The organism is Lysobacter sp. GQ73 (assembly GCF_059758755.1).
This window is the reverse complement of sequence record NZ_JCAXEE010000005.1, coordinates 222,001-237,647: the sequence shown is the minus strand read 5'-3', so window position 1 is coordinate 237,647 and position 15,647 is coordinate 222,001. Positions and strand designations below refer to the sequence as shown.

Here is a 15,647-nt window from a genome sequence, read left to right as displayed (position 1 = left end):
TTGCCCGGGAGCCGTTTAGATCGGGGGGGGCGCGGTCGCGGCTTGCGCCGCTGCTACCCCAAAGCCGCGTACCAAGTGCAGGAGCGGCGTGAGCCGCGACCGGCGAAGCGATGCGACCGCGATCTATCGCGCGGTCGCGCAAGCCTCACTCCGCACGCGCCGCCACGATCCGCCAGTTGTTGAACGGCGTGCGCCCGAACAGCGGGGTGAACTCGACCTCGAGCCCGGCCTCGCGCAGACGCGCGCGCAGGGCTTCGCCGTCGGGGTAATAGCGCGGCATCGCGTTCATCCAGCCCAGGGCGCGCGAGAACAGGTCGACCGCGCGGGTAATGCGCGCGCGGCCGGTGCCGTCGTCGAGGCCGGTGCGGATCACCAGGCGGGCGCCCGGGGTCAGCATCGCGATCATCGCGTCGATGGCGCGCGCCTGCGCCGGGTAGGGAATGAACTGCAGCACGTCGAGGATCACCACGCTGCCGCGGTGCTCGGGCACGCGCTGGGACAGGTCGACCGTCTCGAACACCGCGTGGTCCAGGCCGACCCGCGCGGCGGCGCGGGTGGCGCGGCGGATCTTGGCTGCATCGCTGTCGACGCCGCGGTAGGGCAGGCGGATGCCGTCGGCCAGCAAGGTGTGGGCGAGCAGGCCGAGGCCGCAACCCAGGTCCAGCAGCGGCGCGCGGGTGCCGCGCAAGGCCGCGCTGACGCCCGGGTAGAGCGGGTCGCTGCCGAGCTTGGCGCGGCTGTAGTAATAGTCCCAGCGGTTGCCGAGCGGATGCTCGGGCAGATAGGCGCGCGCGATGCGGTCCGCCTGTCCGTGGGCCATGGCTTGTACCGCTTGGTTCATTGCTGGGTCCGGGCTCCGTTCGCGGCCGTGCCGCCGGCGGCAGTGTGGCATCCCGGCGCGGTCGGCGCTCGGCTGCGGCGGCATGACGTCACAAAGCGCATCGCGGCAGGCGCGTGCGGCCCGCGTTTCGAGCTGCGCCGCTTCGACCTGCGCCGCTTCGACCTGCGCCGCGTCAGCCGGCCTGTGCCTGCAACAGCCGCTGCGCCACCGGCACGGCGAGTTCGGCCCACTGCGCGTACATCGCCGCCGACGGATGCAGGCCGTCTTCGGCGACCATCGCCGGCTCGTTGCCGCGTGCGCGCGAGACCGGAGTGATGTCGACGAAGGCCACGCCGTGGCGCGCGCAGATCTCGCGCGCGGTCTGGTTGAATACGTCGAGTTCGGCGCCGATGGTGGCCGCGCCGCGCTTGTCGCTGGCGCCGAACGGAGTCGCGCCCCAGTCGGGGATCGACAACACCAGCACCCGGTCGGCGCGGCCATGCGCGTAGCGGATCGCGCGTTCGAGCAATTCGCGGAACTCGCCGCCGTACTGCACCGCGCTGCGGCCGCGGTACTGGTTGTTGACGCCGATCAGCAGGCTGACGAAGTCCCACTGCCCCAATGGCTCGGCCAGGTCCAGCGCGAGCGCGAGCTCGTCGGTGGTCCAGCCGGTGGTCGCGACGATGCGCGGGTCGTCCAGGCCGACGCCGCGCTCGCGCAGCGCCGCGGCCATCTGCAGCGGCCAGCGCCCGGCTTCGGGCACGGCCTCGCCGATGGTGTAGCTGTCGCCCAGCGCGAGATAAGTCAGCGCCATCGCCGTCTCAGGCCACCGCGGCGCGCTGCGCCTCGACCTGCGCGCCGCGGTCGGCGTAGCGGTCGAGCACGCGCTCGATGCGCTGGAACACCTCGCGCACCTCGGCCGGCTGCGGCAGCAGGGTCACGCGGAAGTGGTTGCGATACGGCACGTTGAAGCTCGAGCCCGGCACCACCAGCACGTCTTCGGATTCCAGCAGTTCCAGCGCGAAGCGGTGGTCGTCGAAGCCCTGCGCGGCGGCGCCGACCACGGCCGGGAACGCGTACAGAGCGCCGGCGGGGGCGACCAGCTGCAGGTGGCGGCTGGCTTCGACCGACTCGATCACCGCGCGGCGCGCTTCGTACAGGCGTCCGCCCGGTTGGCACAGCGGGGTGATGGTGTCTTCGCCGTTGAGCGCGGCCTCGATGGCGAACTGGCCCGGCACGTTGGCGCACAGGCGCAGCGCGCCGAGCAGGTCCATGGCGTGGTGGAAATCGCCGCTGGCGACCGGATCGCCCGACAGCACCGCCCAGCCCACGCGCCAGCCGCAGGCGCGGTGCACCTTGGACAGGCCGCCGAAGCTCAGGCAGGGCAGCTCGCCGGCGATCGGCGCGACCGGGGTGAACTGGGCATCGTCGTACAGGATCGAATCGTAGATCTCGTCGCACATCAGCAGCAGCTTGTGACGCGCGGCGATCGCGACGATGCGCTCGATCAGCTCGCGCGGATAGGCCGCGCCGGTCGGGTTGTTCGGGTTGATCAGCACGATCGCGCGGGTGCGGCTGGAGATCAGTTGCTCGATCTCGTCCGGGTCGGGCAGGAAGCCGTTCTCGGGCTGGCAGCGGTAATACACCGGGCGGCCGTCGTTGAGGATGGTCGCGGCCGACCACAGCGGGTAGTCGGGCGAGGGCAGCAGCACTTCGTCGCCGGGGTTGAGCAGGGCGCGCAGCGACAGGTCGATCAGCTCGCTGACGCCGTTGCCGACGAACACCCGCTCGGGCGAGGCGTTGGGCGTGCCGCGGCGCTTGTGGAAGGCGGCGATGGCCTCGCGCGCGGCCGGCAGGCCTTGCTGGTGGGTGTAGGGATCGGTGTTGGCGATGTGGTCGGCGATCGCGCGCTGCAGGTGTTCGGGCGCGCGGAAACCGAAGGCGCCGGGGTTGCCGATGTTGAGCTTGATCTGCTTGCGTCCCTGGGCCTCCAGCTCGCGGGCTCGCCGGGCCAGTTCACCGCGGATTTCGTAACGGACTTCGGACAGGCGTTCGCGGGTTTTCAGGGGCGGCAGTGACATCGGGGCAGGGCTGGGTCGAAAGAGAGACCCCCAGACTAGCTGAATCGGTCCGGCGAATCAGCCGGGACGGCGATTCCAGGCCGGCGCGATCTGCGCCGGCGCGCACGGATTGGCCGGGCGGGCGGCTCCGCTCCCGGGCCCGCTGCCGGCCTGGCGCCGGGCCCTCGCCGTTCCGCTGCCGGCCGGCGACGGCAAAACCCGCGCCCGGCCTATGTAGAATCGCGCCATGCCCATCGTTCCCCGCGCCTTTGACTCCTGAACTCGCCGCCTTGCAGGCGATCGGATGGCCGATCTCGGCCGCCGACCCGTTGCCGGCCGACCCCGTCTGGCGCCAGTTGCTGCTCGACCACCCCCGAGCCCGCCCGGCGCGGGTGATCGAACAGCACCGCAGCGGCTATGTCGTGTCCGAAGGGCCCGACAGCGGCTATCGGGTCGAATCCCTGCCCGAATGGCAACGCCCGGCGAGCTACAAGAAAGGCGCGGTCGCGCCCGAGCAGCGCCCCGGGGTCGGCGACTGGCTGCTGATCGAAGGCGGTGAAGCACGCGCCAAGGTCGCGGCCCTGCTGCCGCGCTACAGCGCGATCAAGCGCGGCGCCGCCGGCGAGCACTACAAGCAACAGCTGATCGCGGCCAACATCGACACCGTGTTCATCGTCTGTGGGCTGGACGCCGACTTCAATCCGCGCCGGATCGAACGCTATCTGCTGCTGGTCCGCGGCGGCGCCGAGCCGGTGGTCGTGCTGACCAAGGCCGACGAAGCCACCGCCGCCGACGAAAATGCGGTCGCCGAGGCCACCGGCGCCCTGATCGAGCTGGCCCAGGGCGTGGCGATCCGCGCGGTCAACGCCCGCGACCGCGACGGCAGCGTCGCGGCGATGGCGCCGTGGCTGCAGCCGGGCCGCACCGTGGTGCTGGTGGGCTCCTCCGGCGCCGGCAAGTCGACCCTGACCAACAGCCTGCTCGGCATCGAGCGGATGAAGACCGGTGCGGTCCGCGAAAGCGATGCGCGCGGCCGTCACACCACCACCCACCGCGCGTTGATTCCGCTGCCGTCGGGCGCCTGCCTGATCGACACCCCGGGCATGCGCGAGCTCAAGCCGACCGGCGAGGAAGACGTCGCCGAGAATTTCAGCGATGTCGAGGCCCTGGCCGAGCAGTGCAAGTTCCGCGATTGCTCGCACGACCGCGAGCCCGGCTGCGCGGTGCGCGACGCCATCGAAGCCGGCCGCCTCGACCCGCAGCGTTTCGCCAGCTACCTGAAACTGCGCGACGAAGTCGCCGGCGCGGCCAACAAGCTGGCCAACCGGCGCGCGCAGAAGGCCGACGTGAAGCCGGCCGGCAAGGCGCCCAACAAGCGGCCGGACGACAAGCATGGGCGCCGCTGAGCGCCTTCGTTTCCCCGCAGGGCGCGGCGCGCGCGGATCGCTTGCGTTGGCGCCGGAGCCGGAGCCGGAGCAACAACAGCCCGTCGCGACCAGCCACCGAAGTCCCGCCGCATGAGCCTGCTCAGCCCCAGCCTGCACAGCGAGATCCAGCATCACGCCGCGCTCGATGCGCGCATGGTCCGGGTCGCGCGCGGGATCAAGTTGCTGACCATGGCGAGCTGGCCGGCCGGCCTGGAAGTACAGTTTCTCGAAGACTACGCGCGCGGCGTCGCGCAATTGCCGGTCATCGAGTACCCGAAGTACGACTTCAGCGATGCGCGGCGCGAACTCGAAGCGGTCGCCGCGGGGGCCGACCCCGATCATCCGCTCGGCGAGTACCTGATCGAGTCGGCGCACTCCTGGGGAGTGGCCGCGCAATTGGTCGAATCGCTGGGCTCGACCGAGGTCACCGCCTACTCGGTGCAGTTGTTCGGCAAGCCCGATGCGGCGCTGCCCGGCCAGGGGCCCAGCACGCGCGAGGCCGCCAACCATTTCATCTCGATCGCCAACGAGCTCGACCGCGAGCTGATGTCGCCGGCCGAAACCGTCGAGATCTCGGCGACCGCGCTGAGGCTGCAACTGCAGCGCGACCTCGACGACTACTTCGACGCGCGCGTGATCGAGGTGGTGCTCGACCCGGACCTGATCGCCAAGGCCGCGGCCGGCGCGACCCGGATCCGCCTGCGCAGCGGCGCGGCGTTCAGCGACTACGACCGCCATCAGCTGCTCCAGCACGAAGCCTTCGTGCATTCGCTGACCGCGCTCAACGGCCGCGAACAGCCGGTGCTGCCGAGCCTGGCGCTGTCGTCGCCGCGCACTACCGCGACGCAAGAGGGCCTGGCGACGTTCGCCGAGCAGATCACCGGCAGCATCGACATCGGCCGCATGAAGCGCCTGAGCCTGCGGATCGACGCGGTGGCGATGGCGCTCGACGGCGCCGACTTCATCCAGGTGTTCCGTTATTTCATCGATGCCGGCCAAACCCCGGCCGACAGCTTCGCCTCGGCCCAGCGCGTGTTCCGCGGCGTGCCCACCAACGGCGGTTCGGCCTTCACCAAGGACGCGGTCTATCTGCGCGGCCTGGTCGGCGTGCACACCTTCTTCCGCTGGGCCTTGCGGCAACAGAAGCTGCACCTGTGCCGCTGGTTGTTCGCCGGCAAGATGACCCTCGGCGACGTGCAGCGGTTCGAGCCGCTGTTCGACAGCGGCGTGCTGGCGCCGCCGCGCTGGATGCCGCCGTGGATCACCCGCGCCAACGGCCTGGCCGGGATGCTGGCGTTCTCGCTGTTCGCCAACCGCATCCGCCTGGACCAGATGGCGGAGGGGGATTTCAGTGAGATCGGGTGAAGGCGAGGAGTGAGTGGGGGAGGAGTGAGGAGTGAGCGGAGCCTTGCCGCTTGGCCGGGTAAGGCAGAGAGGGTGGAATGGGACCAGGGTTTCTGCGCCTACTCACTACTGTCCACTCACTTCTGGCTTCAAACCATAGGCAGCTCACCGTCGACGCGCGCGGGTGCGCGCGCTGCGGCCGATCCCGCTCGGGGCGGGGCCCGCTGGTGTACCTGGACGCGCTCAGGCGCCGCCAGTGGCTCCAGGCCCGCCGCAGTACCGTCCAGCCCGGCCCGCCCATACGCCGGCGTCGGTTCGGCGCCCGGCCGCGCCGCCGGCCCGGGCCTGCGCCGGCTTCGGCAAAGCGCCCGCGCCCGGCGGCGGGTACAACTCCAAAGTACTAAGGCTTTCGCCACCGCGGTCGCGCGAATCCGCCTCGGCGATCCTTTAGACTGCAAGTCCACCTTTCCTCGCGCCCTTGCCACGGCAGCCATTCCCTGATGTCCGACAACGATCTGAAAACCGCCGCGCTCGACTACCACCGCCTCAGCCCGCCGGGCAAGATCAAGGTCACAGCGACCAAGCCGATGGTCACCCAGCGCGACCTCGCCCTGGCCTACTCGCCGGGCGTGGCCTACGCCTGCGAGGCCATCGTCGAAGACCCCAACGCCGCCAGCGAGCTCACCGCCCGCGGCAACCTCGTCGCGGTGATCAGCAACGGCACCGCCGTGCTCGGCCTGGGCGACATCGGCCCGCTGGCCGGCAAGCCGGTCATGGAAGGCAAGGGCGTGCTGTTCCAGAAGTTCGCCGGCATCGACGTGTTCGACATCGAGATCGACGAGCGCGACCCCGACAAGCTGGTCGACATCATCGCCTCGCTGGAGCCGACCTTCGGCGGCATCAACCTCGAAGACATCAAGGCCCCGGAGTGCTTCATCGTCGAGCGCAAGCTGCGCGAGCGCATGAAGATCCCGGTGTTCCACGACGACCAGCACGGCACCGCGATCATCGTCGGCGCCGCGGTGTTCAACGCTTTGGAAGTGGTCGGCAAGAAGATCGAGGACGTCAAGCTCGCCACCAGCGGCGCTGGCGCGGCCGGCATCGCCTGCCTCGACATGCTGGTTGCCCTGGGCATGAAGCCGGAGAACATCCTCGCGGTCGATCGCGACGGCGTGCTCTACACCGGCCGTCCCAACCTCGACCCGGACAAGGCCCGCTACGCCCGCGACACCGACAAGCGCACCCTGGCCGACATCGTCGCCGGCGCCGACGTGTTCCTCGGCCTGTCGGCCGGCGGCGTGCTCAAGCCCGAGATGGTCGCGACCATGGCCGCCAAGCCGATCATCCTGGCGCTGGCCAATCCCTACCCGGAAATCCTGCCCGAAGACGCCAAGGCCGTGCGTCCGGACTGCATCATCGCGACCGGCCGTTCGGATTACCCGAACCAGGTCAACAACGCGCTGTGCTTCCCGTACATCTTCCGCGGTGCGCTCGATGTCGGCGCGACCGTCATCAACGAAGAAATGAAGCTGGCTTGCGTGCGCGCGATCGCCCAGCTGGCGCGCATGGAGTCCTCCGACCTCGGCAGCGCCTACGGCGGCGAAGTGCCGACCTTCGGCGCCGAGTACCTGATCCCGCGCCCGTTCGACCCGCGCCTGCTGGTGATGCTGGCCCCGGCGGTGGCCAAGGCGGCCATGGATTCCGGCGTCGCCGCGCGTCCGATCGTCGACATGGACGCGTACGAGGAAAAGCTCAGCCAGTACATCTACCGCACCGGCCTGCTGATGAAACCGGTGTACGACCGCGCCCGCGCCGACCGCAAGCGCGTGGTCTATGCCGAAGGCGAGGAAGAAACCGTGCTGCGCGCGGTGCAGACGGTGATCGACGAAGAACTGGCGCACCCGATCCTGATCGGCCGCCCCGACGTCATCGAGACCCGCATCCAGCGCCTCGGCCTGCGCATGCGCGAAGGCGTGGACTTCGAGTTGACCAACATCAACGACGATCCGCGCTTCAACGACTACTGGCAGCAGTACCACGCCCTGACCGAACGCCGCGGCGTGACCCCGGCGGCGGCGAAGAACCTGCTGCGTTCGCGCCCCACCTTGATCGCTGCCCTCATGGTCGAGCGCGGCGAAGCCGACGCGATGATCTCCGGGCTGGTCGGCCGCTTCCACAAGAAGCTCGGCTACATGCGCAGCATCTTCGACTTCGACCCCGGCGTTTCGGGCACCTCGGCGATGACCGGCGTGATCAACGACCAGGGCGCCTGGTTCTTCCTCGACACCCATGTGCAGGTCGACCCGACCGCCGAGCAGATCGCCGAAGCGACCCTGCAGGCGACCTATCGCCTGAAGCTGTTCGGCATCGAGCCGAAGGTCGCGTTGCTGTCGCATTCCAACTACGGCAGCCACGACAACCCGTCGGCGGCGAAGATGCGCAAGGTCCGCCAGATCATCAAGCAGCGCCAGCCCAAGCTCGAGATGGACGGCGAAATGCAGGCCGACACCGCCTGGGACGACGCACTGCGCCAGCGCATCTTCCCGAACGCGACCCTGCACGGCCGCGCCAACCTGTTCGTGCTGCCGAACCTCGACGCCGCCAACATCACCTACAACATGGTGCGGGTGATGACCGACGGCGTGGCCATCGGCCCGATCCTGATGGGCCTGGACAAGCCGGCGCACATCCTGACCCCCGCCTCGACCCCGCGCCGCGTCGTCAACATGACCGCGATCGCCGCAGTCGACGCCCAGATCCGCGCCTCGCGCGAATCCGAGCGCAAGGGCCTGGGCGAAGTCGGCGGCACCTGAGCCGCTGATTCACAGCAATAGCCGGCTGCGTCGATGACGCAGCCGGTGTCGCGGCGTCGCAGTTTGCGTCGCCATTGCAAGGTCGCGGTCGCGACACCTAGATGCCGCGGCGTGCACCGTAGCCGCAGATTCGCGGTCGCGACTTACGTCGCTCCTACAGGGGAGCGCAGCGTCGCCGCATTTCCCTGCTAACCCCGTGCCGTTCCCCCCTTTGGAAAAGGGGGGCAGGGGGGATTTGCTTCGGTGCTCCGTTTGCGTCGCCGATTGATTTGCGCGGTCGCGGCTCGCGCCGCTCCTAGCCAAGAAGCGCAGATTCGTGGTCGCGACTCACGTCGCTCCTACAGGGGGCGCAACGTCGCCGCATTTCCCTGCTAACCCCATGCCGTTCCCCCCTTTGGAAAAGGGGGGCAGGGGGGATTTGCTTCGGTGCTCCGTTTGCGTCAGCGATTGATTTGCGCAGTCGCGGCTTGCGCCGCTCCTACCCCAAAGCTGCGCCAGCAAAGGGGTAGGAGCGGCGCGAGCCGCGACCACGATGCCGAACGCTCGCGTCGCAATATTCGATGCCCGCGTAGCCCCACGACAACACCTGCGCCCGCACCAACCCCGATCACCGCGCATCAAAGCCCTTCTCCCGTGAACGGAAGACAGGTGAGGGCCGAGCGCCGATAAACCGCCTCACCCCAACGCCACCTCACCCGGCAACCACTTCAACGCGAACTCCCGCAACAGCTTCACCTTCGCCGACCGCCGCAGATCCGGATGGGTCGCGAACCACAGGTCCGCGCGCACCTGCGGCAACGGCGCAGAAATCCGCCGCACACCCGGCGACGCATCGGCCAGATAACACGGCAACAGCGCCCGCCCCAATCCGGCCTCGCAGGCCGCCAACGCCGCCGGCAAGGTATTGACCCGCATCGCGATGCGTTCGGCCGGCACCCGGTCGCTCAACCACTGCGCCGACGACAGATGCGCCAGGCTTTCGTCCAGCGCGACCCAACCGCCCTGCGCCAACGCCGCCTCGTCCAGCGCCGCCTTGACCCGTCCGCCGCGTCCGGCCGACTCATAGGCCGCGATCGAAATCGTCGCGACCTTGCGCGACGACAGCCCTTCCGGCGGCAACACGCTCGCCCGCAGCGCCACATCGGCGTCCTGCTGCTGCAGGGTCAAGAACGCATTGGCCACGACCAGATCGCAACGCAGCCCCGGCTGTTCGACACGAAACGCCGCGCACATCCGCGCCGCGACCGGTGCCAGCGTATCCGGCAAGGTGATGCGAATCCGCCCCTCGGTGCGCGCATCGCGCCCGGCGAGCTCGCGTTGCAGGCGCTCGGTTTCGACCAGCACGCGCTGCGCGCTGGCGATGGTCAGCTCGCCGGCGTCGGTCGGCGTATAACCGCGCCGGCTGCGGCGGAACAGCGCTGCGCCGACCCGCGCCTCGACCGCGGCGAGGCGCCGGAACGCACTCGAATGGTCCAGTCCCAAGGCCTTGGCCGCACCGGTCAGGCTGCCGTGCGCACCGATCGCGCGCACCAGCTCCAGGTCGTCCAGGCTCAGTCGTTCGTGTCGCATCTGCAAGCAATCCTTGTCGGTTCGCCGTGTTGGCGCGGCGTCGGGGTGCGCGGAAAGTATCGGCTTCCCGACTGGAGTACGCCATGAAGCTCTACTACGCCCCCGGCACCTGCTCGTTCGCCCCGCACATCGTCCTGCGCGAACTCGGCCTCGACGCCGAACTGCGCCGCGTGCGCCTCGGCGCCGAACCCCTGGTCGTCGCCGAAGGCCGCGACTTCCGCGAACTCAACCCGCTCGGCTACGTGCCGCTGCTCGAACTCGACGACGGCCGCGTGCTGACCGAGGGCGCGGCGATGCTGCTGCATCTGGCCGAGCTGAAACCCGAAGCGGGCCTCGCCCCTGCCGTCGGCACCGCCGAACGCGACGAACTGCACCGCTGGCTGATCTTCATCAGCTCCGAACTGCACAAGACCTTCAGCCCCTGGCTGTTCCACCCCGAGTACGGCCAGCAGGCCGCCGACGTCGCACGCGAACGCCTGGCCAAGCGTCTGGCCGTGGTCGAAGGCCACCTGGCCGACCGCGACTACCTGCTCGGCGAGCGTTTCAGCATCGCCGATGCGTATCTGTTCACCATCGTCGACTGGGTGCGCCCGCTGAAGATCGCGCTCGACCCGTATCCGGCCCTGGCCGCTTACCTCGAGCGCGTGCGCGCCCGCGACAGCGTCGCCGAAGCCTTGCGCCGCGAGAAAGCGCCATGATCGGCGAAGCCATCAAACCCTCCATGGCCTGGACCATGCTGATCGCCGCCGGCCTGATCGACGTGGCCTGGGCGCTGACCATGAAGCTGTCGCAGGGCTACACCAAGCCCGGCTGGACCGCGGCCTCGGTGATCGCCCTGATCGCCTTCGTCTGGCTGCTCGGCCGCGCCCTGACCGCCTTGCCGGTCGGCAGCGCTTACGCCGTATGGACCGGCATCGGCGCCGCCGGCACCGTCCTGCTCGGCTCGATCCTGTTCGGCGAAGCGATCACCCCGTTGCGCCTGGGCGGCGTGGCCCTGATCGTCGCCGGCATCGTGGTGTTGCGTAGCGCGCCGGGTTGATGCGCGGCGGAGTCTCCCCTGTAGGAGCGGCGTAAGCCGCGACCCCAAGTCGCGGCAAATCCCGACCTCCCACCAACGCCGCATCCGATGCCCGGTGCGGTGATCGACGGCCACGCTGTATCGCATGACCCCGTCTCCGCCGCATCCTCCAGGACACGCCGCACTGCGCCGCGGGCGATGCTCCGAAACGCAGGGCATTTACCTGGTTACGTCGGTGACCGAGGGCCGGCGGGCTTTGTTTGCCGATCCACTCCTCGCCGCTGCGGCAACCGAGGCACTGCTCGATCTGCGCTTATGGCCACGCTCGCGTTTGCTGGCATGGGTGTTGATGCCCGACCACTGGCACGGTCTGGTCGAACTCGGCGCGTGGGAAACCCTGCCGGACCTGATGCGCCGTCTTAAATCGAACACCGCGCGCCAGGTGCGCTACGTCCTGCCGCTCGCGTGCAACGTTTGGGCCCCGGCCTATCACGACCGCGCCTTGCGGCACGACGACTGCCTGCTTACGGCGGCCCGCTATCTGGTCGCCAACCCGCTGCGTGCCGGCTTGGTCCGTCGTGTCGGCGACTATCCCCACTGGGGCGCCCTGTGGACCGAAGGCGTCCCGCCAACGGCGCGCGCCGCGCCGCCGCATACCCTTTATCGACCTACCCCCTGTGTAGGAGCGGCGTAAGCCGCGACCCCAGCCGCTGCGAGCCTGCACCGCACGCCGTCGCCAGCCATGGCGTCTTAGGTCCCGATATCCCGAACCGCCCGCCACAACCCCGCTTCGCCGGTCGCGGCTCACGCCGCTCCTACAAAAACGATGGCGCTACCCCTGTAGGAGCGGCGTAAGCCGCGACCCAAGCCGCAGCGCACCTGCACCGCACGCCGTCGCCAGCCATGGCGTCTTAGGTCCCGATATCCCGAACCGCCCGCCACAACCCCGCTTCGCCGGTCGCGGCTTACGCCGCTCCTACAAAAACGATGGCGCTACCCCTGCAGGAGCGGCCTAAGCCGCGACCCCAGCCGCTGCGCACCGGCACCGCACGCCGTCGCCAGCCATGGCGTTTTAGGTCCCGATATCCCGAACCGCCCGCCGCAACCCCGCTTCGCCGGTCGCGGCTCACGCGCTCCTACAAAAACGATGGCGCTACCCCTGTAGGAGCGGCGTAAGCCGCGACCCAAGCCGCCGCGCACCTGCACCGCACGCCGTCGCCAGCCATGGCGTCTTAGGTCCCGATATCCCGAACCGCCCGCCGCAACCCCGCTTCGCCGGTCGCGGCTCACGCCGCTCCTACAAAAGCGGCGCTACCCCTGTAGGAGCGACGTAAGCCGCGATACCAGCCGCTGCGCACCGGCACCGCACGCCGTCGCCAGCCGTGGCGTCTTAGGTCCCGATATCCCGAACCGCCCGCCACAACCCCGCTTCGCCGGTCGCGGCTCACGCGCTCCTACAAAAGCGGCGCGCAACCCTGTAGGAGCGGCGTGAGCCGCGACCGCGCGACTTCGGACACCCGCGCCCCTCCAACTGACCGGCCCAGGCCCCGCATGCAACGTCTGGCCGGACCCCCACCCCCAACCACACGCCCGCGTATCCCAGCGCCACCCCATCCACGACCCGCCAATCCGCCCAAACCGACCCGCCACCCCAAGCACACCCCTAGCCAAAACGGACTATTCCACCCTTTACAGCCGCCACCGCAAGCCGTAACCCGGTCACCGTTTGTTAGACTCGGTGCTCTAATCCGTCCCCCACCTTTGAGGCGCGGCCACGGGGCCGCGAGATCGATGAATCAGCCGCTTGCCAGCTCTTTGCACGACCTGCTCCAGAACGACCCCGATCCGACCGAAACCCAGGAGTGGGTCGAGTCCGTACAGGCCGTCATCGCCCGCGACGGTGCCGAGCGCGCGCATCAGCTGCTCGAAGGCATGGTCGAAGTCACCCGCCGCGCCGGCGCGCACCTGCCGTTCCAGCCCACCACCGAATACATCAACACCATCCCGCCGCACCTGGAGGCCAAGAGCCCCGGCGACGCCGCGATGGAATGGCGGATCCGCTCGCTGATCCGCTGGAACGCCATGGCCATGGTCGTGCGCGCCAACCGCAAGCCCGGCGACCTCGGCGGCCACATCGCCAGCTTCGCCTCGGCGGCCACCCTGTACGACGTCGGCTTCAACCATTTCTGGCGCGGCCCCGAAGGCGACCACCCCGGCGACCTCATCGGCATCCAGGGCCACAGCTCGCCCGGCATCTACGCGCGCTCCTTCCTCGAAGGCCGCCTGACCGAATCGCAGCTCGACAACTTCCGCATGGAGGTCGACGGCCGCGGCGTCAGCTCCTACCCGCACCCCTGGCTGATGCCGGACTACTGGCAGGTGCCGACGGTGTCGATGGGCCTGGGCCCGATCAGCGCCATCTACCAGGCGCGCAACTGGAAGTACCTCGAAGGCCGCGGCCTGATGCCGAAGTCCGACCGCAAGGTCTGGGCCTTCCTCGGCGACGGCGAGACGGACGAACCCGAATCGCTCGGCGCCATCTCGGTGGCCGGCCGCGAAGGCCTCGACAACCTGGTCTTCGTCATCAACTGCAACCTGCAGCGCCTCGACGGCCCGGTGCGCGGCAACGGCAAGATCATCCAGGAGCTGGAAGGCCAGTTCCGCGGCGCCGGCTGGAACGTCATCAAGACCATCTGGGGCAGCTACTGGGACCCGCTGCTCGCGCGCGACACCACCGGCAAGCTGCGCCAGCTGATGATGGAAACCGTCGACGGCGAATACCAGAACTGCAAGGCCTTCGGCGGCAAATACACCCGCGACAACTTCTTCGGCAAATACCCGGAAACCGCCGCGCTGGTCGCCAATCTGTCCGACGACGACATCTGGCGCCTCAACCGCGGCGGCCACGACCCGCACAAGGTCTACGCCGCCTACCACGAGGCGGTGAACACCAAGGGCATGCCCACCGTGATCCTGGCCAAGACGGTCAAGGGCTACGGCATGGGCGCGTCGGGCGAATCGCTCAACCCGACCCACGGCACCAAGAAGATGGACGATGAAGCCGTCCGCCTGTTCCGCGACCGCTTCAACATCCCGGTCAGCGACGAGCAGCTGAAAGACGGCGCCGTGCCGTTCTTCCACCCCGGCGAGAAGTCGCCGGAAGTCGAATACATGCTCGAGCGCCGCAAGGCCCTCGGCGGCTTCCTGCCGCAGCGCCGCCGCAAGGCCAGCACCTCGCTCGCCGTGCCGCCGCTCGAAACCTATGACCGCCTGCTCAAGAGCACCGGCGAGCGCGAAATCAGCACCACCATGTCGTTCGTGCAGGCGCTCAACATCGCCCTGCGCGACAAGCAGGTCGGCCCGCGCATCGTGCCCATCGTGGCCGACGAAGCCCGCACCTTCGGCATGGAAGGCCTGTTCCGCCAGCTCGGCATCTACGCCCCGCACGGCCAGAAGTACAAGCCGGTCGACCGCGACCAGCTGATGTACTACCGCGAAGACACCACCGGCCAGGTGCTGGAAGAAGGCATCACCGAAGCCGGCGCGTTCTCCTCGTGGCTTGCTGCAGCCACCAGCTACAGCACCAACGACCTGCAGATGCTGCCGTTCTACATCTATTACTCGATGTTCGGCTTCCAGCGCATCGGCGACAGCGCCTGGCAGGCAGCGGACATGCGCGCGCGCGGCTTCCTGCTGGGCGCCACCGCCGGCCGCACCACCCTCAACGGCGAAGGCCTGCAGCACGAAGACGGCCACAGCATGGTCCAGGCCGGGTTGATCCCGAACTGCCGCAGCTACGACCCGACCTTCAGCTACGAAGTGGTGACCCTGCTCCAGCACGGCATGCAGCGCATGCTGACCGAGCAGCGCGACGAGTACTGGTACCTCACCCTGATGAACGAGAACTACACCCACCCGGACATGCCCGAGGGCAGCGCCGAGGGGATCATCAAGGGCATGTACCTGCTGAAGGACGTCGGCAAGCCGAAGAAGGGCGAGCTGCGCGTGCAGCTGCTCGGCAGCGGCACCATCCTGCGCGAAGCCATCGCCGCGGCCGAACTGCTCGACAAGGACTTCGGCGTCACCGCCGACATCTGGTCCTGCCCGAGCTTCAACGAACTCGCCCGCGACGCCACCGACGCCGAACGCTACAACCGCCTGAACCCGGAAGCCAAGGCCCCGCGCAAGCCCTACATCACCGAGCTGCTGGAAGGCCGCCAAGGCCCGGCGATCGCCGCGACCGACTACATCCGCATGTACCCGGAACAAGTCCGCGCCTTCGTGCCGATGCGCTACACCGTGCTGGGCACCGACGGCTTCGGCCGCAGCGACACCCGCGCCAACCTGCGCCGCCACTTCGAAGTCGACCGCTACTACATCGCCCACGCCGCCATCGCGGCGCTGGCGGCGGAAGGGAAGATGACCGGCAAGGACGTGGCCCGGGCGATCAAGCAGTACAAGATCGATGTGGAGAAGCCGAATCCGCTTCGGGTTTGACTCTCATCGATTGGAATAAGAAGAAAAGGCGACCTCCGGGTCGCCTTTTTCGTTCTAGGCTTAGAGGCGCGCTGCTCAGGCTTGCGTCCTGCTCCTGGT

Annotated in this window: 11 protein-coding genes; 7 read left to right on the top strand and 4 right to left on the bottom strand. The window is 69.1% G+C overall.

The features are described from left to right. Positions 1–145 precede the first annotated feature (145 nt). From AC6CH2_RS16245 to AC6CH2_RS16235, 3 genes are all read right to left on the bottom strand, one after another. Complete coding sequence (locus AC6CH2_RS16245; protein ID WP_498270177.1) at positions 146–820, bottom strand: methyltransferase domain-containing protein; 675 nt, start codon at positions 818–820, stop codon at positions 146–148. A gap of 193 nt (positions 821–1,013) precedes the next feature. After that, positions 1,014–1,634: an SGNH/GDSL hydrolase family protein gene (locus tag AC6CH2_RS16240; protein ID WP_498270112.1), complete on the bottom strand. Its 621-nt coding sequence runs from the start codon at positions 1,632–1,634 to the stop codon at positions 1,014–1,016. A gap of 7 nt (positions 1,635–1,641) precedes the next feature. Beyond that, positions 1,642–2,901: a pyridoxal phosphate-dependent aminotransferase gene (locus AC6CH2_RS16235; protein WP_498270111.1), complete on the bottom strand. Its 1,260-nt coding sequence runs from the start codon at positions 2,899–2,901 to the stop codon at positions 1,642–1,644. Positions 2,902–3,149: 248 nt separating this feature from the next. On the opposite strand from AC6CH2_RS16235, the gene rsgA reads away from it, so the two are divergent. From rsgA to AC6CH2_RS16220, 3 genes are all read left to right on the top strand, one after another. Next, a complete protein-coding gene (rsgA, locus tag AC6CH2_RS16230) occupies positions 3,150–4,286 on the top strand; it encodes a ribosome small subunit-dependent GTPase A (RefSeq protein ID WP_498270110.1) in 1,137 nt (378 codons plus the stop codon). Positions 4,287–4,397: 111 nt separating this feature from the next. Next, positions 4,398–5,672, top strand: a complete 1,275-nt coding sequence (locus AC6CH2_RS16225) for a flavohemoglobin expression-modulating QEGLA motif protein (RefSeq protein WP_498270109.1) — start codon at positions 4,398–4,400, stop codon at positions 5,670–5,672. 479 nt (positions 5,673–6,151) lie between these two features. Next, a complete protein-coding gene (locus AC6CH2_RS16220) occupies positions 6,152–8,464 on the top strand; it encodes an NADP-dependent malic enzyme (protein ID WP_498270108.1) in 2,313 nt (770 codons plus the stop codon). Between the two features lie 675 nt (positions 8,465–9,139). Here AC6CH2_RS16220 and AC6CH2_RS16215 read toward each other — a convergent pair. Then, entirely contained in the window at positions 9,140–10,033 is an 894-nt protein-coding gene (locus tag AC6CH2_RS16215) for a LysR family transcriptional regulator (RefSeq protein WP_498270107.1), read from the bottom strand. A gap of 83 nt (positions 10,034–10,116) precedes the next feature. On the opposite strand from AC6CH2_RS16215, the gene AC6CH2_RS16210 reads away from it, so the two are divergent. From AC6CH2_RS16210 to aceE, 4 genes are all read left to right on the top strand, one after another. Further along, positions 10,117–10,731: a glutathione binding-like protein gene (locus AC6CH2_RS16210; RefSeq protein WP_498270106.1), complete on the top strand. Its 615-nt coding sequence runs from the start codon at positions 10,117–10,119 to the stop codon at positions 10,729–10,731. Further along, positions 10,728–11,072, top strand: coding sequence for a DMT family transporter (locus AC6CH2_RS16205; RefSeq protein WP_498270105.1), 345 nt, complete (start codon positions 10,728–10,730; stop codon positions 11,070–11,072). Before AC6CH2_RS16210 ends, AC6CH2_RS16205 begins: the two co-directional genes overlap by 4 nt. 124 nt (positions 11,073–11,196) lie before the next feature. After that, positions 11,197–11,745: an REP-associated tyrosine transposase gene (locus AC6CH2_RS16200; RefSeq protein WP_498270104.1), complete on the top strand. Its 549-nt coding sequence runs from the start codon at positions 11,197–11,199 to the stop codon at positions 11,743–11,745. A 1,097-nt stretch (positions 11,746–12,842) separates the two neighbouring features. Beyond that, positions 12,843–15,548 (top strand): pyruvate dehydrogenase (acetyl-transferring), homodimeric type, encoded by a 2,706-nt coding sequence (gene aceE / locus AC6CH2_RS16195; RefSeq protein ID WP_498270103.1) that lies wholly within the window; start codon positions 12,843–12,845, stop codon positions 15,546–15,548. The last annotated feature ends 99 nt before the right edge of the window (positions 15,549–15,647 follow it).